The 20,847-nt window shown below is 70.9% G+C and carries 25 protein-coding genes; 16 read left to right on the plus strand and 9 right to left on the minus strand.

Annotated elements, in window-relative coordinates; all coding sequences use genetic code 11:
* Window positions 1-113: 113 nt before the first annotated feature.
* On the minus strand, window positions 114-479 hold the full coding sequence (locus tag D2K64_RS04380; protein WP_120007003.1) for a Rieske (2Fe-2S) protein: 366 nt from the start codon (window positions 477-479) through the stop codon (window positions 114-116).
* A gap of 162 nt (window positions 480-641) precedes the next feature.
* Between D2K64_RS04380 and D2K64_RS04385 the strand changes: the two genes are divergently transcribed.
* On the plus strand, window positions 642-1,106 hold the full coding sequence (locus tag D2K64_RS04385; RefSeq protein ID WP_157985719.1) for a hypothetical protein: 465 nt from the start codon (window positions 642-644) through the stop codon (window positions 1,104-1,106).
* 28 nt (window positions 1,107-1,134) lie between these two features.
* Here D2K64_RS04385 and D2K64_RS04390 read toward each other — a convergent pair whose 3' ends face one another.
* Window positions 1,135-1,563 (minus strand): EVE domain-containing protein, encoded by a 429-nt coding sequence (locus D2K64_RS04390; protein WP_120007005.1) that lies wholly within the window; start codon window positions 1,561-1,563, stop codon window positions 1,135-1,137.
* The gene (locus D2K64_RS04395) at window positions 1,563-1,859 is read right to left on the minus strand and encodes a YciI family protein (RefSeq protein WP_120007006.1); all 297 of its coding nucleotides are present in this window, start codon (window positions 1,857-1,859) and stop codon (window positions 1,563-1,565) included. The genes D2K64_RS04390 and D2K64_RS04395 overlap by 1 nt, the downstream gene beginning before the upstream one ends.
* A gap of 115 nt (window positions 1,860-1,974) precedes the next feature.
* Between D2K64_RS04395 and D2K64_RS04400 the strand changes: the two genes are divergently transcribed.
* Genes D2K64_RS04400 through ccmI form a run of 7 tightly spaced genes read left to right on the plus strand, consistent with a single transcriptional unit; the run spans window position 1,975 to window position 7,239 of the window.
* Window positions 1,975-2,772, plus strand: a complete 798-nt coding sequence (locus D2K64_RS04400; RefSeq protein WP_238384007.1) for a heme ABC transporter permease — start codon at window positions 1,975-1,977, stop codon at window positions 2,770-2,772.
* The gene (locus D2K64_RS24230; protein ID WP_157985720.1) at window positions 2,769-2,915 is read left to right on the plus strand and encodes a hypothetical protein; all 147 of its coding nucleotides are present in this window, start codon (window positions 2,769-2,771) and stop codon (window positions 2,913-2,915) included. Before D2K64_RS04400 ends, D2K64_RS24230 begins: the two co-directional genes overlap by 4 nt.
* Before the next feature lie 2 nt (window positions 2,916-2,917).
* A complete protein-coding gene (gene ccmE, locus D2K64_RS04405; RefSeq protein WP_120007297.1) occupies window positions 2,918-3,430 on the plus strand; it encodes a cytochrome c maturation protein CcmE in 513 nt (170 codons plus the stop codon).
* 6 nt (window positions 3,431-3,436) lie between these two features.
* Window positions 3,437-5,404, plus strand: a complete 1,968-nt coding sequence (locus D2K64_RS04410) for a heme lyase CcmF/NrfE family subunit (protein WP_120007008.1) — start codon at window positions 3,437-3,439, stop codon at window positions 5,402-5,404.
* Between the two features lie 25 nt (window positions 5,405-5,429).
* The gene (locus D2K64_RS04415; protein ID WP_120007009.1) at window positions 5,430-5,993 is read left to right on the plus strand and encodes a DsbE family thiol:disulfide interchange protein; all 564 of its coding nucleotides are present in this window, start codon (window positions 5,430-5,432) and stop codon (window positions 5,991-5,993) included.
* A complete protein-coding gene (locus tag D2K64_RS04420; protein WP_120007010.1) occupies window positions 5,993-6,448 on the plus strand; it encodes a cytochrome c-type biogenesis protein in 456 nt (151 codons plus the stop codon). The genes D2K64_RS04415 and D2K64_RS04420 overlap by 1 nt, the downstream gene beginning before the upstream one ends.
* Window positions 6,445-7,239, plus strand: coding sequence for a c-type cytochrome biogenesis protein CcmI (gene ccmI / locus D2K64_RS04425; RefSeq protein WP_120007011.1), 795 nt, complete (start codon window positions 6,445-6,447; stop codon window positions 7,237-7,239). The genes D2K64_RS04420 and ccmI overlap by 4 nt, the downstream gene beginning before the upstream one ends.
* Before the next feature lie 55 nt (window positions 7,240-7,294).
* On the opposite strand, the gene D2K64_RS04430 is transcribed toward ccmI, so the two are convergent.
* Entirely contained in the window at window positions 7,295-8,521 is a 1,227-nt protein-coding gene (locus D2K64_RS04430; RefSeq protein ID WP_120007012.1) for a YeeE/YedE family protein, read from the minus strand.
* 224 nt (window positions 8,522-8,745) lie between these two features.
* Between D2K64_RS04430 and D2K64_RS04435 the strand changes: the two genes are divergently transcribed.
* Window positions 8,746-9,477, plus strand: a complete 732-nt coding sequence (locus D2K64_RS04435) for a DUF1194 domain-containing protein (protein WP_238384008.1) — start codon at window positions 8,746-8,748, stop codon at window positions 9,475-9,477.
* 7 nt (window positions 9,478-9,484) lie between these two features.
* Here D2K64_RS04435 and D2K64_RS04440 read toward each other — a convergent pair whose 3' ends face one another.
* Window positions 9,485-9,910, minus strand: coding sequence for a DUF3775 domain-containing protein (locus tag D2K64_RS04440; protein WP_120007014.1), 426 nt, complete (start codon window positions 9,908-9,910; stop codon window positions 9,485-9,487).
* A 139-nt stretch (window positions 9,911-10,049) separates the two neighbouring features.
* Here D2K64_RS04440 and D2K64_RS04445 point away from each other — a divergent pair, with 139 nt between their 5' ends.
* From D2K64_RS04445 to D2K64_RS04465, 5 genes are all read left to right on the plus strand, one after another.
* Complete coding sequence (locus D2K64_RS04445) at window positions 10,050-10,415, plus strand: hypothetical protein (RefSeq protein WP_157985721.1); 366 nt, start codon at window positions 10,050-10,052, stop codon at window positions 10,413-10,415.
* A gap of 206 nt (window positions 10,416-10,621) precedes the next feature.
* A complete protein-coding gene (typA, locus tag D2K64_RS04450; RefSeq protein ID WP_120007016.1) occupies window positions 10,622-12,451 on the plus strand; it encodes a translational GTPase TypA in 1,830 nt (609 codons plus the stop codon).
* Window positions 12,452-12,552: 101 nt separating this feature from the next.
* Window positions 12,553-13,638 (plus strand): AGE family epimerase/isomerase, encoded by a 1,086-nt coding sequence (locus D2K64_RS04455; protein WP_120007017.1) that lies wholly within the window; start codon window positions 12,553-12,555, stop codon window positions 13,636-13,638.
* Window positions 13,629-15,047, plus strand: a complete 1,419-nt coding sequence (gene trkA / locus D2K64_RS04460) for a Trk system potassium transporter TrkA (protein WP_120007018.1) — start codon at window positions 13,629-13,631, stop codon at window positions 15,045-15,047. The genes D2K64_RS04455 and trkA overlap by 10 nt, the downstream gene beginning before the upstream one ends.
* Window positions 15,037-16,539, plus strand: coding sequence for a TrkH family potassium uptake protein (locus D2K64_RS04465; RefSeq protein WP_238384009.1), 1,503 nt, complete (start codon window positions 15,037-15,039; stop codon window positions 16,537-16,539). The genes trkA and D2K64_RS04465 overlap by 11 nt, the downstream gene beginning before the upstream one ends.
* A gap of 30 nt (window positions 16,540-16,569) precedes the next feature.
* On the opposite strand, the gene D2K64_RS24235 is transcribed toward D2K64_RS04465, so the two are convergent.
* Together D2K64_RS24235 and D2K64_RS24240 are read right to left on the minus strand one after the other, a co-directional pair.
* The gene (locus tag D2K64_RS24235; protein ID WP_157985722.1) at window positions 16,570-16,746 is read right to left on the minus strand and encodes a hypothetical protein; all 177 of its coding nucleotides are present in this window, start codon (window positions 16,744-16,746) and stop codon (window positions 16,570-16,572) included.
* A complete protein-coding gene (locus tag D2K64_RS24240) occupies window positions 16,743-16,916 on the minus strand; it encodes a hypothetical protein (RefSeq protein ID WP_157985723.1) in 174 nt (57 codons plus the stop codon). The genes D2K64_RS24235 and D2K64_RS24240 overlap by 4 nt, the downstream gene beginning before the upstream one ends.
* A gap of 207 nt (window positions 16,917-17,123) precedes the next feature.
* Between D2K64_RS24240 and hrcA the strand changes: the two genes are divergently transcribed.
* Both hrcA and D2K64_RS04475 read left to right on the plus strand, forming a co-directional pair.
* Complete coding sequence (gene hrcA, locus D2K64_RS04470; RefSeq protein ID WP_120007019.1) at window positions 17,124-18,215, plus strand: heat-inducible transcriptional repressor HrcA; 1,092 nt, start codon at window positions 17,124-17,126, stop codon at window positions 18,213-18,215.
* Window positions 18,216-18,223: 8 nt separating this feature from the next.
* Window positions 18,224-18,922 carry an aspartate/glutamate racemase family protein gene (locus D2K64_RS04475; protein ID WP_120007299.1) on the plus strand — a complete coding sequence of 233 codons (699 nt, stop codon included), beginning with the start codon at window positions 18,224-18,226 and terminating at the stop codon, window positions 18,920-18,922.
* Here D2K64_RS04475 and D2K64_RS04480 read toward each other — a convergent pair.
* Together D2K64_RS04480 and D2K64_RS04485 are read right to left on the minus strand one after the other, a co-directional pair.
* The gene (locus D2K64_RS04480) at window positions 18,919-19,962 is read right to left on the minus strand and encodes a DUF808 domain-containing protein (RefSeq protein WP_120007020.1); all 1,044 of its coding nucleotides are present in this window, start codon (window positions 19,960-19,962) and stop codon (window positions 18,919-18,921) included. The genes D2K64_RS04475 and D2K64_RS04480 overlap by 4 nt on opposite strands.
* Window positions 19,963-20,252: 290 nt before the next feature.
* The gene (locus D2K64_RS04485) at window positions 20,253-20,846 is read right to left on the minus strand and encodes a Maf family protein (protein ID WP_120007021.1); all 594 of its coding nucleotides are present in this window, start codon (window positions 20,844-20,846) and stop codon (window positions 20,253-20,255) included.
* Window position 20,847 lies beyond the last annotated feature (1 nt).

Below are 20,847 nucleotides of genomic sequence, written 5' to 3' on the forward strand. Positions count from 1 at the left end.
CGTTTCTGTTTGCCTGCATTGGACCCGGGCGCCGGCGGCGCCGTCAAGCGCCGGCAGGGTGCGGCGCGGTTGAATGCGCAGGCGGCCTGACGCAGCGCCGCGGCGGTCCGCCGTCAGGCGCCCGCATCGGCCGGGACGCGGATCATGCCCCCGACATCGATCCGCGCCGGCACCGCTTCCAGGCTGTCCCCCATGCAGGGGCCGGACAGGCAATACCCGTCCTCGATGCGGAAGCTGGCGCCATGCACGGAGCACAGGATATGGCGGCCGGCGCCGTCGAGGAAACGGTCCGGCATCATCTCCAGCGGCACGCCGATATGTGGGCAGGAATTGACGTACACGAACACGGCCCCGCCGCGACGCACCGCCAGCAGCCCCATGAAGCCGCCGGGCCGGCCCGGAAAACCGCGCGCCTTGCCATCGGGAATGTCGTGCAGGGGGCAGAGGATGCGCTCCTCGACGGCGCCAGTAGTGTCCATGGTCTCGCTCTACACCGCCGCGCCATCGGGCGGGAGAGGGCGGGAGGCGCGGCCTGTTGCGGATCCGCGCCACCGGGCTCAGTTCTGCGTCAGGCCCTTGCGGTCTTCATTCCGCGTTTACCCGCGTGGCGCAGAGTGCGGCGGCATTGGAGGAGCGGAGCGATGCGGTGCGGGCGGATGGGATGGAGCGGCTTGCTGGCCGTGATGCTGGCCTTGCTGCCCCTGGCGGCCGAGGCGCAATACCTGACGCCGCGCCACGGCCAGGCCTATGGTGGCGATTTCGGTGGCCCGGTGCCGGACCGCTTCATCGAGCGCCGGGGCGGCACGCTGCGCCATTATGACAGCTGGGGCACCTATGAAGGCCGGACCGAGCGTTCGGCGGGCGGCGGGGTGGTGCGGCATTACGATGCCGACGGACGCTATCTCGGCCGGGACGAGGTGAACCGGGATTTCCGCCGCCGCCCGCCCAGCACCGGCGCCTGGGGCTCCAATGGCCAGGACGGGCAGGGCAGCCCCGGCGTCCAGCTCTACCTAGACCCTGGCCTGATGCAGCCGCCACCGGAGATGCGACCGGAGTTCCCGGCCAGCCGCGGCACGCCCTGGTTCAACAACGGCAGCCGCCGCTAGCTTCCGCCATTCCGGCCGGGGCCGGGCGTCAGCCGCGCCACCCTCCCATGGCGCAGAGCACGCCCCAGTGTTCGGCGCTGATCGGCATCACCGAAAGGCGGGATTGCCGCACCAGCGGGATGCCGTCCAGCCGCGGCTCGGCCTTGATGGCCGCCAGGGTCACCGGCTCGGGCATCGGCCCCACGGCGCGCATGTCGGTGCACACCCAGCGCGGCGCCTTGCCCTCCGGCACATCCTCGGTCGGGTCGGGATAGGCTTCGCGCACCACCTCGACCACACCGACGATCTCCTTGCCCACGTTGGAATGATAGAAGAAGGCCAACTCCCCCCGACGCATCGCCTTGAGCTGCGCGGCGGCCTGGGCATTGCGCACGCCGGTCCAGGGCTCGGTGCCGTGGGCCACCTGCTGCTGCCAGGAAAAGGCGTCCGGCTCGCTTTTCACCAACCAGAAGGCCATCAGCCGGCGATTCGCGCGCCGCCCGAGAACACCTGACGAAACGGGCGGATGCTCACGGCTCCGAACAGCCCGGCCAGCGCGTAGGGATCGTTCGCCGCCAGCGCCTCGGCCGCGGCCTGGTCGGCCACATCCACCAGCAGCAGGCTGCCGCAGGGCTTGCCCCCGGCATCCAGCACCGGGCCGCCCTGGATGATCGTGGCGGCATGCCCGTCGAGGTATTCCAGGTGCTTCGGCCGCGTCGCCATCCGCAGATCGAGAGAGTCGGGCTTGTCCTCGCACTGGATGGCGAACAGCATGCGGCGCTTCCTTTCCGGCCTTTCCGCCGCGCCGGAGGCGGCGCGACTGTGGCATGACGTAACCGGCCATGGCGGACGCTTCAATCCTGGCGCGGCTGGGCTTAGGTTGCGGACCGTGAGCACCCCTGCCCCCTCCTCGCCGCGCCCGCTGGCCAGCACCGCCCCACGCGGCGGCGGCCTGCACCGCTTCGCCAATCCCGGACGCTTCCTGCGCCTGACCGACCGGCTGCTGCCCTGGCTGTGGGGCTTGGCCGCCGTGGTGCTCGGCGCCGGCACCGCCTGGGCGCTGTTGTTCTCGCCGCCCGATTGGCAGCAGGGCGAAACGGTGCGGATCATGTACGTGCACGTGCCCATGGCCTGGCTGGCCATGGGCGGCTATGCCGGGCTGGCCGTCGCGTCGCTGATGTCGCTGGTCTGGCGCCACCCGCTGGCCGACATCGCGGCGCGTGAATTGTCCCCGGCCGGCGCCATGGTCACCGCGCTCTGCCTCGCCACCGGCAGCCTGTGGGGCCGGCCAATGTGGGGCACTTGGTGGGCCTGGGATGCGCGGATGACCTCCGTTCTGGTGCTGTTCTTTCTCTGGGTCGGCCATGCCGCCCTGGTGCGCGCCTTCGACGAGGAGGAGCGTGGCGCCCGTGCCGGCGCCATCCTGGCGCTGATCGGCGCGGTGAACCTGCCGGTGATCAAATGGTCGGTGGACTGGTTCAACACGCTGCACCAGACCGCATCGGTGACGCGGATCGGTGCGCCGGGCATGCACACCGGCATGCTGTACCCGCTGCTGGTCTGCACCATCGGCTTCACCCTGCTGTTCGCCGCGCTGGTGCTGGCGCAGGTGCGGGCGGCGGTGATGGAGCGGCGGCTGCGGCAGGGGCAGCTGGCCCAGGCGCGCCGGCAGGAGGGCGCGGCATGACGCAGCACTGGTGGCACGTGGCGATCGCCTGGGGGCTGGCAGCCCTGGGCTTCGGGATCATGGCGTGGCTGGCCGCACGGCGGCACGCTGCGGCGAAGCGGCGCCTCGCGCTGCTCGGGCCGCGCGAAAGGAGGCTGGGGTGAAGCTGTCGCGCAAGAGGCGGCGCCTGTGGATCGTGGTGCTGGCGGGGCTCGGCCTCGGCACCGCCACGGCGCTGACGCTGACCGCCTTTCAGGACAATCTGGTGTTCTTCCTGGCGCCGAGCGAGATCGCCGGCAAGAACCCGGGGCCGGAGCGTGCCTTCCGCCTTGGCGGGCTGGTGGAGGCCGGCTCCCTGGTCAAGGACACCACGGCGGATGGCCGGCCCGAGGCGCGGTTCCGCGTCACCGATGGCCCGGCCACCGTGCCCGTCACCTATGTCGGCGTGCTGCCCGACCTGTTCCGCGAGGGCCAGGGCGTGGTGACGCTGGGCAAGCTCGGCCCAGATGGCCAGTTCCGCGCCTCCGAGGTGCTGGCCCGCCACGACGAGACCTACATGCCGCCCGAGGTCGCCGCCGCGCTGAAGCGCACCGGCCATTGGGACCCGAAGAACGGAGCGCCGCCGCCGGCCGCCTCCTGGAATACCATGGAGCCGGCCCCCGCCCGGCAGGGCAGCTAGAACCGCATGATCGGCGAACTTGGACATTTCGCGCTGGCGCTGGCCTTTGTTCTGGCCTTGGCGCAGACGGTGCTGCCGCTCTGGGGCGCGGCGCGGCGCGACGGGCGGATGATGGCCGCCGCCGGGCCGCTGGCCCACGGCCACCTGCTGGCCTGCGCCGCCGCCTTTGGCGCGCTGCTCTATGTGTTCGCGGTGAACGACACCAGCGTCGTCAACGTGGTGCAGAACAGCCATTCTGCCAAGCCCATGCTGTACAAGCTGGCCGGCGCCTGGGGCAACCACGAGGGCTCCATGGTGCTGTGGGTGCTGATCCTGGCGCTGTGCGGCGGCGCCGTGGCCGGCTTCGGCCGCGATCTGCCGACCGCGCTCAAGGCACGGGTGCTGGGCGTGCTGGGTCTGGTGGCGGCGGGGTTTCTTCTGTTCATCCTGGTCACCTCCAACCCGTTCGGCCGGGTCTGGCCGCCTCCCGCCGACGGGCAGGGGCTGAACCCGGTGCTACAGGACCCAGGCCTCGCCTTCCATCCGCCGCTGCTCTATCTCGGCTATGTCGGCTTCGCCGTGACCTTCGCCTTCGCTGTCGCGGCGCTGCTGGAGGGCCGCGTGGACGCCGCCTGGGGCCGTTGGGTGCGGCCCTGGGCGCTGGCCGCCTGGAGCTTCCTGACGCTCGGCATCGCGCTCGGCTCCTGGTGGGCTTATTACGAGCTCGGCTGGGGCGGCTACTGGTTCTGGGACCCGGTCGAGAACGCGTCGCTGCTTCCCTGGCTGGCCGGCACCGCGCTGCTGCATTCCGCCGTGGTGGTGGAGAAGCGGGAGGCGCTCAAGGTCTGGACCGTGCTGCTGGCGCTGCTGGCCTTCGGCTTCTCGCTGCTCGGCACGTTTCTGGTGCGCTCGGGCGTGCTGAACTCGGTGCACGCCTTCGCCAACGACCCGGAGCGCGGCGTGTTCATCCTCGGGCTGCTGGTGTTCTACATCGGCGGCGCCTTCGCGCTGTTCGCCTGGCGCGGCCCGGCCATGGCTCCCACCGGCATGTTCTCGCCGCTGTCGCGCGAGGGCGGGCTGGTGCTGAACAACCTGCTGCTCTGCTCCGCCGCGGCGGTGGTGCTGGTCGGCACGTTGTGGCCGATGTTCGCCGACCTGTTGTTCGACCAGAAGATCTCGGTCGGCCCGCCCTTCTTCAACACCGCCATCCTGCCCCTGACCGTGCCATTGGTGCTGGCCATGGCCGCGGGGCCGCTGCTGTCCTGGAAACGCGCCAGGCTGTGGCCGGTGCTGGAACGGCTGTGGTGGGCGGCGCTCGGCGCCGCCACCGCGCTGCTGCTGTGCCTGTTCCTCGCCGGCTGGCGCGTCGGCCCGGCGCTTGGCTTCGGCGCGGCGATCTGGCTGATCCTGGGCGCGCTGGCCGACCTCGCCGACCGCATCGCCCTGTTCCGCCGCCCGGCCGCCGCCTGGAGCCGCGCCGGCGGCCTGCCGCGCGCCGCCTGGGGCGCGGCGCTGGCCCATGCCGGGCTCGGCGTTACCCTGCTGGGCATCGCCGGCATGGGACTGGCCACCGATCATCTGTCCGCCATGCGCCCCGGCCAGAGCGTGGCGCTGGGCGGGTATCAGTGGCGGCTGGACAAGGTGGAGGACGCGATCGGCCCGAACTGGTCGGCCCGCCGCGCCACCGTCACCGTGCTGCGCGACGGCGCCACCGTCACCGTACTGCATCCGGAACGCCGCTTCTTTCCCGTGGGACGCTCCACCACCACCGAGGCCGCCATCCACACTGGCCTGTCCGGCGACCTGTATGCCGTGCTGGGCGAGGAACAGGACGGCGCCGCCGTGCTGCGCCTGCACCACAACCTGCTGGCACCGTGGATCTGGCTGGGCGCGCTGATCATGGCGCTGGGCGGGGCGATCTCGCTCACCGACCGGCGCATCCGCGTGGCGGCGCCGGCCTCGAAGCGCGCGGCGGCCCTGGCGGCGAAGGCATGACCGCCACAATGACGGGAGCCTCCGCATGTCCCTGACGTCCCGCCGCGCCCTGATGCTGGCGCCGCTCGGCCTCGCGGTGGCCGGGGGCGCGGGCTTCTACGGCATGCTGCGCGGCATCGGCACCGGCAGCTACGACCCGCGCGGCGTGCCGTCCGTGCTGATCGGCCGCACGCCGCCGGACTTCGCCCTGCCGCCGCTGCCGGACAGCGGCAAGTCCGGCTTCGCCGCCGCCGAATTGCGCGACCTGCCGGGGCCGGTGCTGGTGAATTACTGGGCCTCCTGGTGCGTGCCCTGCATCATCGAGCATCCGCAGCTGATGCGCCTATCGCGCGAGGGCGTGCCGATCTGGGGCATTAACTACAAGGACAAGCCGCGGGATGCCGGCGCCTTCCTGGCACGCCATGGTGATCCCTTCGCGCGCCTGGCGATGGACGAGCCGGGGCGCGTCGCCATTGACTGGGGCGTCTATGGCGTGCCGGAAACCTATTTCATCGACCGGCAGGGCATCATCCGCTGGCGCTGGGCCGGGCCGGTGACGCCGGAGGTGCTGGACGGGGACATCCGCCCGCTGTTGCGGCGCTACGCCTGATGCGCCGGTTGATCCTGGCCTTGCTGCTGCTGGCCGGCCCTGCCTTTGCCGTCGGCTCGCCCTCCGAGATGCTGCCCGACCCGGCGCAGGAGCAGCGGGCGCGCGCCATCGGGCGCGAGCTGCGCTGCATGGTCTGCCAGAACGAATCCATCGAGGAAAGCCAAGCCGGCCTGGCCCGGGACCTCCGGCTGATCGTGCGCGAGCGCGTGGCCGCCGGCGACAGCGACCAGGCGGTGGTGGCTTACGTCCATGACCGCTACGGCGACTTCGTGCTGCTGCGGCCGCCCTTTCGCCTGGCCACGGCGGCGCTGTGGGGCGCACCCTTCCTGGCACTCGGCGCCGGACTGCTCGCCATCCTGCTGCTGCGCCGCCGCGGCGCCCCCTCCGAGCCGGTGCCGCTGAGCCCGGAGGAGCGCGCCCGCCTCGCCGCGCTGGAGAAAGACCCCACCGCATGATCTGGGCCCTGTTTCTGGGGCTGGCCGCGCTGGCCCTGGCGCCGCTCGGCTTTGCCTTGTTCCGCCCGGCGCGGGTCATCGGCCGCAAGGAAGCCGACCTCGCCCTGTACCGCGCCCAACTGGCCGAGCTGGACCGCGAGCGCGCTGCCGGGCGGCTGGAAGAAGCGGCACACCGCGCCGCAATGCTGGAAGTGCAGCGCCGCCTGCTCTCCGCCCCCGACATGGCCGTGCCGGGACGGGCCGGCCGCGGCGCTGCCGTGATGGCGGCCTTTCTGTTCCTGATCCCGGCGGCCGGCTTCGGCCTGTATCTCTGGCGCGGCCATCCCGACATCCCCGCCGCGCCTTTCCGCGAGCGCCAGGAAGCGGCCGCCCGTGACGATGCGCTGCTGGTCCAGCTTCGCGCCCGGCTGGCGCAGACGCCGCCCAACATTGAGGCGGCCCGCCAGGGCTGGATCCTGCTGGGCAATGCGGAGCGCGGGCGCGGGCGGCTGGACGCCGCGGCGGAGGCCTGGAACCGTGCCCTGGCGGCGCGCTTCGATCCCACCCTGGCGGCGGAGCTGGCGCAGCTTCAACTCGAGCGGGGTGAGAACGAGCCCGCATCCGCCCTATTGATGCGGGCCCTGGGCGAGGCTCCCGCCGATCCGCGTCTGCGCTATCTGGCCGGGCTGGCCGAGGCGCAGGCCGGGCGCAACGCCAATGCCCGCAGCACCTGGCGCGCCCTGCTGGCGGACACGCCGGCCGATGCGCCGTGGCGGGCGCTGCTGGAGCGGCAATTGCAGGACCTGCCCTGAGCGGACGGCCGGGGAAGCGCGGCTTTCCCCTGGCCGCCGCAACCCGGCGGAACGGTCAGCAGCCGGTCTGGCGGGGCATGCGTTCCACTTCGAGGCCGAAGGCGGGGCGCAGCCGGGTGCCCAGCACGTTGCCGAGAAAGGCCGCCGCCATCCACACCCAGCCATGCAGGCTGCCCGAGGCGATGCCGGAGAAGTAGGCGCCGATGTTGCATCCATAGGCCAGGCGCGCGCCGTAGCCGAGCAGCACGCCGCCCACCACGGCCGCCACCGCCGAGCGCAGCGGAATGCTGAACTTCGGCGCATAGCGGCCGGCCAGCGCCGCCGCCAGCAGCGCGCCGACGATGATGCCGAGATCCATCACCGAGGTGACGTCGCTCAGCACGCCGCCCTGCAGCGCCGCCTGCTGCGCCGGGCTGGACCAGAAGGGCCAGCTGGCCACCCCGAAGCCGAGGCCCGCGGCGACCTTGGAACCCCACAGCGCGAAGGCCGAAGTGATGCCCCAGGGCCGCCCGGCCAGTGCCAGCGTGGCGAAATTCAGCAGCGCCAGCGCCACCGCGCCGGCCAGGATCGGCCACGGCCCCTGCAGCAGCCGCGCCGGGCCACGCCGCCCCGGACGGGAAGCGGCGACGAGACGGCCATGCCGGCGGCGTTCCAGCACCACCGTGGCACCGGCAATGGCGGCAAAGGCGGCGAGGTTGACCGCCAGCGCCGGCAGCACGCCCCAGCTCTGCACCACCGAGATCGGCGGCAGGTGCGGCAGCGCGGCCCACCAGTGCAGATGCGCAGCCCCGAGCGTCGAGCCCAGAATAAAGGCCGCCAGCGTCAGCACCATGCGCACGGAGCCGCCGCCCGCCGTATACAGCGTGCCGGAGGCACAGCCGCCGCCCATCTGCATGCCGAGGCCGAAGATGAAGGCCCCGAAGATCATGCCGACGCCCACCGGCGCGACCAGCCCCTGCACCGGCTGCCCCCACAGGCTGCCGGCCGACAGCGCCGGGAAGAACAGCAGCACGGCGATGGCCAGCATCAGCATCTGCGCCCGCAGCCCCTCGCCCCGGCGGTCGGCGATGAACACGCGCCAGGCCGAGGTGAAGCCAAAGGCGGCATGGTACAGCACCAGGCCCAGCGCACCGCCGAGCAGGTACAGCACCGCCTGCCGGCTGCTGACGGCCTGGCCGATCCAGGCCATGCCGCCCAGCAGCAGCAGAAGGGCGCCGGCGACCACGGTGGTCTGCACCGAGGGCGGCCGCGGCGACGCTTCGATATAGGTGGATGCGGACATGCGGGATCCTCTTGAAACGCGAATCGGCGTCGGTTTTCGTGAAATAGAACTGCGCCCGGCGCATTTCACCACGAAAACCCGTGCACTGGATGCATTCCTCCCGCGCGCCGGCGCGGTCAAGCTCACGTTCAATCGTGAAAACATCGGGGCCGCCACAGAAAACAATGCGTCCCCCGCATCGCGATTTGCTTTGCTGGCCGCTTGCACAAGGCGGGAGGCAGATGATGCTGAGGCGTTCCTTGCTGGCCGCGGGCGGCCTGATGGCCGGAAGCATCCTGCTTCCCGCCCGCCCCCGGGCCGAAGAACCCGTGGACGTGCTGCTGGTCCTGGCCGTGGACGTTTCCCGTTCCGTGGACGAGGACGAAGCCAAGCTGCAGCGCGAGGGCTACCGCACCGCCATCACCGATCCCCGCGTGGTCGAGGCGGTGCAGGGCGGCATGATCGGCGCCATCGGCGTGACCTACATGGAATGGGCCGGCGCCGAGTATCAGCGGCAGGTGCTGCCCTGGATGCGGCTGGCCGGGTCGCAGGATGCCGACCGATGGGCCAGCGCCCTGTCCGAGGCGCCGCGCGCCTCGCTGTCCTGGACCTCGATCTCGGGCGCCCTCACCTTCGGCACCCGGTTGCTGGACGAAGCCCCGTTCGAGGCGGCGCGGCGGGTGATCGACGTGTCCGGCGACGGGGTAAACAATTCCGGCATGCCCGCCGAGCAGGCGCGCGACGCGGCAGTGGCCAAGGCTATCGTCATCAACGGCCTGCCGATCATGAACGACCGGCCGAGCTTCGGCCGCCGCCCGACGCTGCCGCTCGACCAGTATTTCGCCGAAACGGTGATCGGCGGGCCCGGCGCCTTTATCGTGGCGGCGGATGATTTCACCAGCTTCGGTGCCGCCATTCGCCGCAAGCTGATCCGCGAGATCGCCGGATTGTCAGGCCCGCTGATCGAGCGGGCTTGACGCCGCCTCAGCGCTCGATCTCCTCCACCGCCAGGCCGAAGGCAGCCAGCCCCTCGGCCAGCAGGTCGCCGGCCATGTCCATGCCCAGCAGATAGGAGGAGGTGTCGCCGGCCGCGCTGCGCTCCTTGGCGAGCCGCACCGCTTCCGCCCATTCCTCCGGCTCGTAATCGCCACGGCCCACCCAGGCCAGCGCCACCAGCGCCGCCTGCTCGTCCTCGTTCAGGTCTTCGATAAAGGCGGCCAGGGTTTCCTCGTCGAAATCCTCCTCGTCGCCATCGTCATCGGGATCCTCGTCCTCGGTGTCGACCTCGTTGCTGTCCTCGCCTTCCTGGATTGCGCGGATGTGGTCCACCACCGTGGCGACGGTTTCCAGGCTGATGCCCAGATCGACCTCACCATCCTCATCGCCGCCGTCTGGGGAAGTGTCGCTCATCTCGCGGTGTCTCCTCTTCGATGTCGGCCGCCTGCGCTCGCGAAGCCAAAAACCCCACCCATGGTTGCGGAAAATATTTTGTGTTCCCCGCGCACCTCACATGGCGGCAACGAATCGTCGGCGAAACCATTGTTTCAACATGCACCCGACATCGTTGCTGTCCCCCCTGGCGGCGGTTGTCATCGGAGCACTGACCCAGGCCTCGATGACCCCCGCATCGCCTGCCCCGGCCGCTTCTGTTCAACAGGTGGCCCTGCTTCGTCCCGTGACCCTGCAGGGCATGGCCGAGACTCCCGGCTGCGCGCAATCCGCGCCGCTGTTCCGCTCCGTGATGCCGAGCCGCATCGCCTGGCACGCCGCCGGCGACAAGGCCCCAGCGGACGCTGCCCCCGCCGAGGCGGAACCGGAGCCCGCCATGCACCAGGCGCTGCATCTGTGCGTGGTGGAGACGTTCAATCCAAGGCGCGCCTTCAGCGGCGCCAGCAAGGCCGTCTACCACCTGTAGAACCGGGATGCCCCGTCACCGCTCGGGGCTGCCCTGCGCCTCTGCCGGGACGTCCGGGCCGGAAAAGCTCGCTTTTTCGGCCCGAACGTCCTATCTGTGCGCCGCAACAAGCCGCCAGGCCCGCCCTGCCCGACCCCATGCCGCTTCAAGGTCATGGGGTTTCGGGCCGCGTGCGCAGGCGGCGCAGCCTTGGGACTGCCCGCCGTATGGAATTGCGCAACGTCGCCATCATCGCCCACGTCGACCATGGGAAGACCACCCTCGTCGACAACCTGCTGAAGCAGGCCGGGGCTTTCCGCGCCAACCAGGCCGTGGCCGAGCGCGCCATGGATCGCAACGACCTGGAGCGTGAGCGCGGCATCACCATTCTCGCCAAATCCACCGCCGTCGAGTGGAAGGGCGTGAAGATCAACATCGTCGACACCCCGGGCCACGCCGATTTCGGCGGCGAGGTGGAGCGCATCCTGTCCATGGTGGACGGCGCCATCGTGCTGTGCGACGCCGCCGAGGGCCCGCTGCCGCAGACCAAATTCGTGCTCACCAAGGCGCTGGCCCGTGGCCTGAAGCCGATCGTGGTGATCAACAAGGTCGATCGTCAGGACGCCCGCGCCGACGAGGTGCTGAATGAGGTGTTCGACCTGTTCGCGGCGCTCGGCGCGTCAGACGAGCAGCTCGACTTCCACACCATGTTCGCTTCCGGCCGCCAGGGCTGGGCCGACCTGACGATGGACGGTCCGCGCAAGGACCTGTCGCCGATGTTCGACCTGATCCTGAGCCATGTGCCGCAGCCCACGGTGGATGCCAGCGCCCCCTTCGCCATGAACGCCTCGATCCTGGAAGCCGATAACTTCCTGGGCCGCGTGCTGACCGGGCGCATCGAGCAGGGCGTGGCGCGCACCAACATGCCGGTGCGCGTGCTGCGCCAGGACGGCACGGTGGTGGAAACCGGCCGCCTGACCAAGCTGATGACCTTCTCCGGCCTCGATCGCGTGCCGGTGGACGAGGTGCAGGCGGGCGACATCTGCGCCATTGCCGGCCTGTCCGACGCCACCATCCCCGACACCATCGCCTCCCCCGAGGTGACGGAGCCGCTGCCGGCGATCCCCATCGATCCGCCGACCCTGAGCATGACCTTCCGCATCAATGACGGCCCGCTGGGCGGCCGCGAGGGCAAGAAGGTCACGTCGCGCCAGATCCGCGACCGCCTGTTCAAGGAAACCGAGGGCAACGTCGCCATCAAGGTGAAGGTGTCCGACGAAGTGGACGCCTTCGAGGTGGCCGGCCGCGGCGAGCTTCAGCTCGGCGTACTGATCGAGCAGATGCGCCGCGAGGGCTTCGAGCTGACCATCGGCCGCCCGCGCGTGCTGACCCGCGAGAACCCCGAAACGGGCGAGAAGGAAGAGCCCTTCGAGGAAGCCGTTATCGACGTCGATGAGGAATATTCGGGCGTCGTCGTCGAGAAGATGTCGCTGCGCAAGGGTATGATGCAGGACATGCGTCCGTCCGGCGGCGGCAAGGTGCGCCTGACCTTCCACATCCCGTCGCGCGGCCTGATCGGCTACCATGGCGAATTCATGACCGACACGCGCGGCACCGGCATGATGAACCGCCTGTTCCTGGGCTACCAGCCCTGGGCCGGGCCGATCGAGGGCCGCATCAAGGGCAGCCTGATCTCCAACTCCGATGGCGAGGCGGTGCAGTACGCGCTGTTCTCCCTGCAGGAGCGTGGCACGCTGTTCGTGGATCCCGGCCACAAGGTCTACACCGGGCTGATCCTGGGCGAGCATTCGCGCGAGAACGACCTCGACGTGAATCCGATCAAGGAAAAGAAGCTGACCAACGTCCGTGCCTCCGGCAAGGACGAGGCCCTGCTGCTGACGCCGCCCCGCCGGATGAGCCTGGAGCAGGCGATCGCCTATATCGAGGATGACGAGCTGGTGGAGGTGACGCCGTCGGCCGTGCGCCTGCGCAAGCGCTACCTCGACCCGCATGAGCGCAAGAAGCACGCCCGCCGCGCCGAGAGCGAGGCGGCCTGATCGGGAAAGGGGCGCTTCGGCGCCCCTTTCTGCGTTCGGGGCTTTCGGGTCCGAACCCCTCTTGCCCCAGGGCGCCCGCGCATCGTAACGCCGGAAGCGTGATGCACGATCTCTGGTCCTGGCTGGCGGGTGCGGCGTGGCCGCTGTGGCTGTCCCACGGTGTCGATTGGCGCGAGGGCGCTTTCCACGAGAGCCTCGACCTGGAGAGCCGCCACTGCCCGGTTCCATTCCGGCGCCTGCGCGTCGCCGCGCGCCAGGTCTACAGTTTCAGCCTGGCGCAGCGGCACGGCCTTCCCCGAGCCGATGAGGCGGTGGAGCTGGGTCTGCGCTTCCTGCGCCGGCACGCGGCGCGGCCCGATGGCGGCTATGCCTGGCGCTTCAGCCTGGACAACCAGGTGATCGATGACCGGCGCGACCTGTACGACCACGCCTTCGTGCTGCTGGCCCTGTCCACCGCCGCCACGGTGCAGCCGGGCACGGAACTGCGGGACGCCGCCCTGGCGCTGGACGATTTCATCGAGCACCACCTGACCCATGCCGAGGGCGGCTATCTCGAATCCCTGCCGCCCGACCTGCCGCGCCGGCAGAACCCGCACATGCACCTGCTGGAAGCACGCCTCGCCGCCGCCGCCAGCTTCGGCGACCAGCGCTTCCTCGACGCAGCCGGCCGCCTCGTGGCGCTGTTCCGCACCCGGTTGTTTCAGCCGGGCAGCGGCACCCTGGCCGAGTTCTTCACGGATGATCTGCGCCCGATGGACGATCCGCACCCGGCAGAGCCGGGCCATGCCTGCGAATGGATCTGGCTGCTCGACCAGCATGCCCGCCTCGCCGGCGTGCAGGCCGCGCCGGAGGAAGCCGCGGCGCTGCAGCGCTTCGTCGACGGGTGGGGGCGCGATCCCGGGACCGGCGCGCTGTTCGACGTGGTCGGCAGCGACGGCACGATCCGCTCGGCGGGCGCCCGGCTGTGGCCCCAGGCCGAGCGGCTGAAATCCGCCGCCCTGCGCCGCCACAACCGGCCGGACGACTTCGCTGAGGCCGGGCGCGTGCTGCACGGCTATCTGCGCCCCGACGGGCTGTGGCACGAGCGGCGCCTTCCGGATGGCAGCTTCAGCGGGGAGCCTGCCCCGGCCAGCAGCCTGTACCACCTGAGTTGCGCCATCACCGAGGTGCGGGACCGATGCGGGTAATCGTCTGCGGCGCCGGCCAGGTCGGCTCCACCATCGCCCGCCACCTGGCACGGGAGGGCAATGATGTCACGGTGATCGACCTCGATCCCGCGCAGGCCCGCCGCGCCGATGAAAGCTATGACGTGCGCGGCATGGTGGGCCACGCATCCCATCCCGCGACGCTGCGCGAGGCCGGGGCGCAGGATGCCGACCTGCTGGTGGCCGTCACCCGTTCGGACGAGGTGAACATGGTGGCCTGCCAGGTCGCCCATTCCCTGTTCCGGGTGAAGCGGCGCATCGCCCGCCTGCGTCACCATGGCTATCTGGAGCCGATCTGGCAGGATCTCTACGCCCTGGACCAGATGCCGATCGACGTGATCATCTCGCCCGAGCGGGAGGTGGCGCGCGGCATCGCCCGCCGCCTGCACACGCCGGGCGCCTTCGACATGGTGCCGCTGGCCGAGGGGCGGGTGCAGCTCCTGGGGCTGAAAGTGGAGGACGGCGCGCCGGTTGCCGGGCGCTCGGTCGGCGCGCTGCGGCAAGAGGCGGCACGCAGCGGCTTCGTGGTCGTGGCGCTGCTGCGCGAAGACCGCGCCGCGGTACCGGCCGAGACCGAGCGGCTGCGCGTCGGCGACGATCTCTACGTCATCGCGCAGCCGGCGCTGATGCACCGGATCATGACCGCCTTCGGCCACCGCGACGTGCCGGCGCGGCGGCTGCTGATCGTGGGCGGCGGCAATGTGGGGCTGCACCTGGCGCGGCGGCTGGCCCAGGAATCGCTCGTGTCCCTGAAGCTGATCGAGCACGACCCGCAGCGCGCCGAGGCGATCGCGCGCGAGCTCGGCCCTGATGTGGTGGTGCTGCAGGGCGATGCGCTGGAGCGCGACCTGCTGGAGGAGGCCCATGTCGGCACCGTCGATACCCTGGTGGCGGTGACCAATGACGATGAAACCAACATCTTCGTTTCCGTGCTGGCCAAGCGGGCGGGCTGCGGCCGCGCCGTGACGCTGGTCAACAAGGCATCCTATGAGCCGGTGTTGGACGCGATGGGCATCGACGTGGTGGTGAGCCCTAGCGCCATCACCATTTCCTCCATTCTGCGGCATGTGCGCCGCGGCGCCATCACCCAGGTGCACCGGCTGCGCGGCGATTTCGGCGAGGTGCTGGAAGCCGAGGCGCTGGCCGGCTCGCCGCTGGTGGCGGCGCCGCTCGGCCAGGTCGGCCTGCCGCGCGGCATGCTAGTGGGCGCCGTGCTGCGCGGCAAGGACGCGATCATTCCCGATGCCACCACGCAGGTGCGGCCGGGCGACCACGTGATCGCCGTGGTGGCGCATGACGCGTTGCGGGCGGCCGAGACGGTGCTCAGCATTCCCGGGCAGGAACTGCCCCAGCGGCCGCCGCAGAATCCGATCGAGGCCGATGAAGCCTGAACCCATGGCCCGGCGGGCGGCGGCGTCCTGGGCGCCGCCGGCGATGCGGCCGGTGCTGCACCTGTCGGGCTTCATGCTGCTGGCGCTGAGCGGCTTCATGCTGCTGCCGGCGGCGGTGGACGGGCTGTACGGCAACCCAGACTGGAAGCCGTTCCTGCTCGCCAGCCTCGGCGTCGCCATTGTCGCCGCGCTGATGGTGCGCGCCACGCGCTGCAACCTCGCCAGCGGGCTGACGCTGCGGCAGGCCTTCGTGCTGACGCCGCTGAGCTGGGCGCTGACCTCGGCCGCGGCCGCCATTCCGTTCTTCCTGTCGGCGCAGCCGGGCCTCGGCGGCCACCTCACGCACAGCTATTTCGAGGCTGTCTCGGGGCTGACCACCACGGGCGCCACGGTGATGTCCGGGCTGGATCACGCGCCGCCCGGCATCCTGCTGTGGCGCTCCCTGCTGCAATGGCTGGGCGGCATCGGCATCATCGCCACGGTGGTCGCGATCCTCCCGGCGCTCGGCGTCGGCGGCATGCAGCTGTTCCGCACCGAAAGCTCCGACCGGTCGGAGAAGGTGCTGCCGCGCGCGCGGCAGATCGCCAAGGCCATCACCATCGTCTACGCGACGCTGACCCTGGCCTGCGGCATCGCCTATTTCCTGGCGGGCATGGCGCCGTTCGAGGCGGTGACGCACGCGCTCAGCACCATTTCCACGGCCGGCTTCTCCACCGCCGACACCTCCCTGGCACGCTGGCAGATCCCGGCGGTGCACTGGATCGCGACCTGCGGCATGCTGGCCGGCGCGCTGCCCTTCGTGTTGTACGTGCGCGCGCTGCGGGGCGACTGGGCGCTGTGGCGCGATCCGCAGGTGCGCAGCTTCCTGGGCCTGATCCTGGTGGTGTCCGGCCTGCTGGCGCTGTGGCTCTGGGGGCGGGGCCTCTACGGCCCCGAGGCGGCGATCCGCCACGCCATGCTGAGCGTGGTGTCGGTGGTGACCACCACCGGCTTCGCCTCCTCCGACTACACCACCTGGGGCAATGCGGCGACCGGCCTGTTCTATGGGCTGATGTTTATCGGCGGCTGCACCGGCTCGACCTCCGGCGGCATGAAGATCTTCCGCTTCGAGGTGGTGGCGCTGATGCTGCGGGCGCATTTCCTGCGCCTGCTGTATCCGCGCGGGGTATTTCCGCGCGTTTATGGCGGCAAACCGCTGCCGGATGACGTGGTGGGCTCGGTGGTGGTGTTCTTCGCGCTGTATTTCATCTGCTACGGCGCGCTGACCATCGCGCTGATGTTGTTTGAGCTGGATTTCCTGACCAGCGCCAGCGCCGCCGTCAGCATGTTGTCCAATGTGGGCCCCGGCCTCGGCACCTCGATCGGGCCGTCCGGCAACTACGCCGCCATCCCGGCCGGGGCGAAATGGCTGCTCTGCTTCGCCATGCTGCTCGGCCGGCTTGAGCTGTTCACCGTGCTGATCCTGTTCATGCCGCGCTTCTGGCGCGGCTGATCCCTCCTTTGCCATCCCGGCACCGGGCCTTCAGTGGGTCAGCAGCGCCGCGCCGCCCCAGGACAGGCCGATCATCGCCACCACCACGAGGCAGGCGGCCAGTCCGGGAAAGCGCGGGGCCCGGTTCAGCAGCATGGCCACCAGCGAGGCGCTGAGCGCGAATAACAGCAGCACCAGCAGGAAAGCCACCAACACCGGGTTGGTCACCGGCCGGCGTCCGGCTCGCGCGGATCGGCGGCGTCGGCCGGCGGGGCCACCGCCTGCTCGGCCTTGTCCGGCAGCGGGGTGGCGTCGGCTTGGCGCGGCGAGGGCGGCATGGCGGCCAGCCAGCTCATCAGGGCCAGGGGCCAGAGCCGGGAAACGGCCGTATCCGTCATGATGACCTCCTTGCCTGCTGGTGCCGTCGCGAAAGGCGGAGCTGCATGCCCGCTTGTCTCGGCGTCACGGCAACCCAATAAGCATGAGATGCAACCGCTTCATGGCCAGGATGTGTCACAGCGTGACATGATGCCGCCAAAGCGTCGTCTGGGCCATCAAGCCCTGGTGAGGTCGTGGCGCCACGCCCCTGCCGTCGCAGCGAGGAGATGAACCGCGTGCCGAGAGCCCCGACTCCCTTGTTCTCCGGCCAGCGTGCGGAGCTGCCGCGCCTGTCCGGCCTGAACAACCGGGCAGCGGCGATCCTGCGCGAGGTGGTGGAACTCTATGTCCAGACCGGAGAGCCGGTGGGCTCCCGCACCCTGTCCCGCCGCCTGCCGCTGGCGCTGTCGCCGGCCACCATCCGCAACGCCATGGCGGATCTGGAGGAAGCCGGGCTGCTCTACGCCCCGCACACCTCGGCCGGCCGGCTGCCCACCGAGCAGGGACTGCGCCTGTTCGTCGACGGCCTGCTGGAATTCGGCGACCTGTCGGACGAGGACCGCGAGAACATCGCCGCCCGCTGCGCCGCCGCCGGCCGCTCCATGGAGGAAACTCTGTCGGAAGCCGGGCAGATGCTCTCCGGCCTGGCCGGTGCCGCCGGCCTCGTGGTGGCGCCGAAGACCGAGGCGCCGGTGAAGCACATCGAGTTCGTGGCATTGTCGCCCGGCCGCGCCCTGGTGGTGCTGGTGAACGCCCATGGCCAGGTGGAGAACCGCGTCATCGAGGTGCCAGCCGGGCTGCCGCCTTCCGCCTTCTCCCAGGCCTCCAACTATCTCAACGCCCGCCTGTCCGGCCGCACGCTGGAGGAAACCCGCGGCGCCGTGGCCGAGGAAATCCAGGCCAACCGCTCCGCGCTCGACGAGCTGACCGGACAGATGGTGGAGTCGGGGCTGGCCACCTGGTCGGGCGGCGGCGGCGGCTCGCTGATCCTGCGTGGCCAGTCGAAGCTGCTGGAGAACATCGACGAGATCGCCCGGCTGCAGGAGATCCAGGCGCTGTTCGAGCGGCTGGAGGCGCAGGAAACCATGCTGCGCCTGCTGGAGCTGGCGCAGCGCGGCCAGGGCGTGCAGATCTTCATCGGCGCCGAGTCGGGGCTGTTCAACAGTGCTGGCCTGTCCATGGTGGTCTCGCCCTTCCGCGACCGGAAGGAGCAGATCGTGGGCGCCCTCGGCGTGATCGGCCCGACCCGGATCAATTATGGACGGGTGATCCCGGTGGTGGACTACACCGCCCGGGTGATCGGCAAGATGCTGGGATGAACGCCGCCATGCCGCAGAAGGTGATCGGGCTGCTGGGCGGCATGAGCTGGGAAAGCTCGGCCGAATATTATCGCATCATCAACCGCTTGGTGCGGGACCGGCTGGGCGGCCTGCATTCCGCCCGCTGCCTGATGTGGTCCTTTGACTTCGCCGAGGTCGAGGCGCTGCAGCATCGCGGCGACTGGGAGGGCGCCACCGCGCTGATGATCGAGGCGGCGCGGCGCCTGGAGCGCGGCGGCGCCGATTTCATCGTGATCTGCACCAACACCATGCACCGTATGGCCGAGGCCGTGCAGGCGGCGATCGGCATTCCCATCCTGCACATCGCCGACCCGACGGCGGAGCGCATCCGCGCCGCGGGGATCGGCCGCATCGGACTGCTCGGCACCGCCTTCACCATGGAGGGCGAGTTCTACAGGGGCCGCCTCGTCGACCGGCACGGGCTGGAGGTACTGGTGCCGGAGGCGGCCGACCGCGCCACCGTCCACCGCATCATCTATGACGAGCTGGTGCAGGGCCGGATCGAGCCGGCCTCGCGCGAGGAATACCGCCAGGTGATCGCGCGGCTGGTGGCGCGCGGCGCCGGGGCGGTGATCCTCGGCTGCACCGAGATCATGCTGCTGGTCCGCCCGTCCGACAGCGCCGTGCCGCTGTTCGACACCACGCTGATCCATGCCGAGGCGGCGGTGGAGCAAGCCCTGGCCTAGCCCGGCCCGGCCGGCCGCAGGCGGTTGAACAGCGGCGCGACCACGAACTGCACCAGCGGGATCAGCAGCGCCCCCACGGCGAGCCCCACTACGCCGGCGGCGGCGGCGCCCGCCAGCCAGCCCGCCGCGCCGGCCAGGGCATGCGGCACCGCCTCGACGGCGGATTCGGAGATGCCTTCCGCCAGATGCGCCGGCGCGGCGAGGCCGAAGCCTTCCAGCCCGTGCAGGATGATGCCGCCGCCCACCCACACCATCGCGGCGGTGCCGACCACCGCCAGGATGCGCAGGAACCAGGGCATGAAGCGCACCAGGCCGCGCCCGAGCAGTTGCGTGGCCGGCGCCAGGGCGCGGTCCAGCCCGCCCGGCGGCCCGGCGCTCCGCCGCAGGCCCAGCAGGCTGGAGGCCGGCGCCGGGTTGGCGGCCAGCGAGACGCCGACATCGTCCGCCTTCACGATCAGCCCGACCCCGCCATACACCAGCGCCGTCAGCCCCAGCCCCACCAGCGCCAGGATCAGCGCCCGCAGCCAGACCGGGCCCACGGCCAGGGTGGACAGCGTCAGCGCCATGATCTCGGCCGACAGGATGAAGTCGGTCTTGATGGCGCTGTTGACCTTCTGGTCCTCCAGCAGCCGGGCATCAGCGCGGGAGGGCGCGGCCGCCTTCTCGTGATGCTCGGCGGCCTGCGGGCTGAGGGCGTGGAGCACCTTTTCCGCCCCCTCGTAGCAGAGAAAGAACCCGCCCAGCATCAGCAGCGGCGTGATGGCCCAGGGAGCGAAGGCGCTCAGCAGCAGGGCGACCGGCAGTAGGTAGAGCAGCTTGTTCTTCAGCGAGCCGAGCGCGATCTTCCAGACGATCGGCAATTCGCGCTCCGCCGCGAAGCCGGTGACGTAGCGCGGCGTCACCGCGGCATCGTCGATCACCACACCGGCCGCCTTGGTGCCGGCACGCGCCGCCTGGCCTGCCACATCATCCAGCGTCGCGGCGGCCACCTTGGCGATCGCCGCCACATCATCCAGCAGCGCCAGCAAACCCGTCGCCATCCGCTCAGTCCTTTTCGGCAGCCTCGCGCTGCAATGCCGTGCGTCCGGCAGGGTTGCGGCCGGCGGCCAGCGCCCGGGCGCAGGGCCGCGCCTGCCGGATGCAGGCCGCAATCAGGCACGATCGCGCGGTTGAGGGCGACGGCCGGGGCGTGGCTGCGGCGACCGGAAGGCGCGGTGCCGCTGTTCTCACCAGTCCAGGTGCCGGCGCCCGACGGGTGGAACGGCAGGAACAAGGCGGTGGGTCATGGCTTGCGGGCGCGGGTGGACGCGTCGTGCGCCCCAGCCCCGACCTAGCTTTCGATCGCGCCGTGCTGCCGCAGAAAGCCGAGCAACGGCAGCAGCGGCAGGCCCAGAATGGCGCTGTGCTCCCCCTGCACGTCGCGGAACAGTTGCACCCCCAGGCCTTCCAGCCGGTAGGCACCCACCGAGGCGCAGACCGCCTCGCCCTCCGCTGCCAGGTAGCGGTCGAGGAACGCCTCGGAAAATTCGCGCATCACCAGCTTGGGCGTCGCCACGTGCTGCCAGACGCGCCGGCCGCCGCGCCACAGCACCAGTGCGGTGAACAGCGTATGCGGCTTGCCGCGCAGCGTCAGGAGCTGTGCCCGCGCCGCGGCGGGGTTCTCGGGCTTGTCGAACCACTGGCCATCGCAGACCAGGAGCTGGTCGGCGCCGATCACCAGCGCTTCCGGATCGCGGCGGGCGATGCGCATCGCCTTGGCCTCGGCCAGCAGGATGGCGGCATCGGCGGCGGATAATTCCTCGGCCCGGGCGGATTGCTTCAGCGCTGCCTCGTCCACCGCCGTCGGCAGGGCCTCGAAGGCGAGCCCGGCCGAGCGCAGCAGCGCGGCCCGGGTGGCGGAGGAGGAAGCCAGCACCAGCCGCATG

It is taken from the genome of Teichococcus vastitatis, from assembly GCF_003604215.1.
In the GTDB taxonomy this organism is placed as follows: domain Bacteria; phylum Pseudomonadota; class Alphaproteobacteria; order Acetobacterales; family Acetobacteraceae; genus Pseudoroseomonas; species Pseudoroseomonas vastitatis.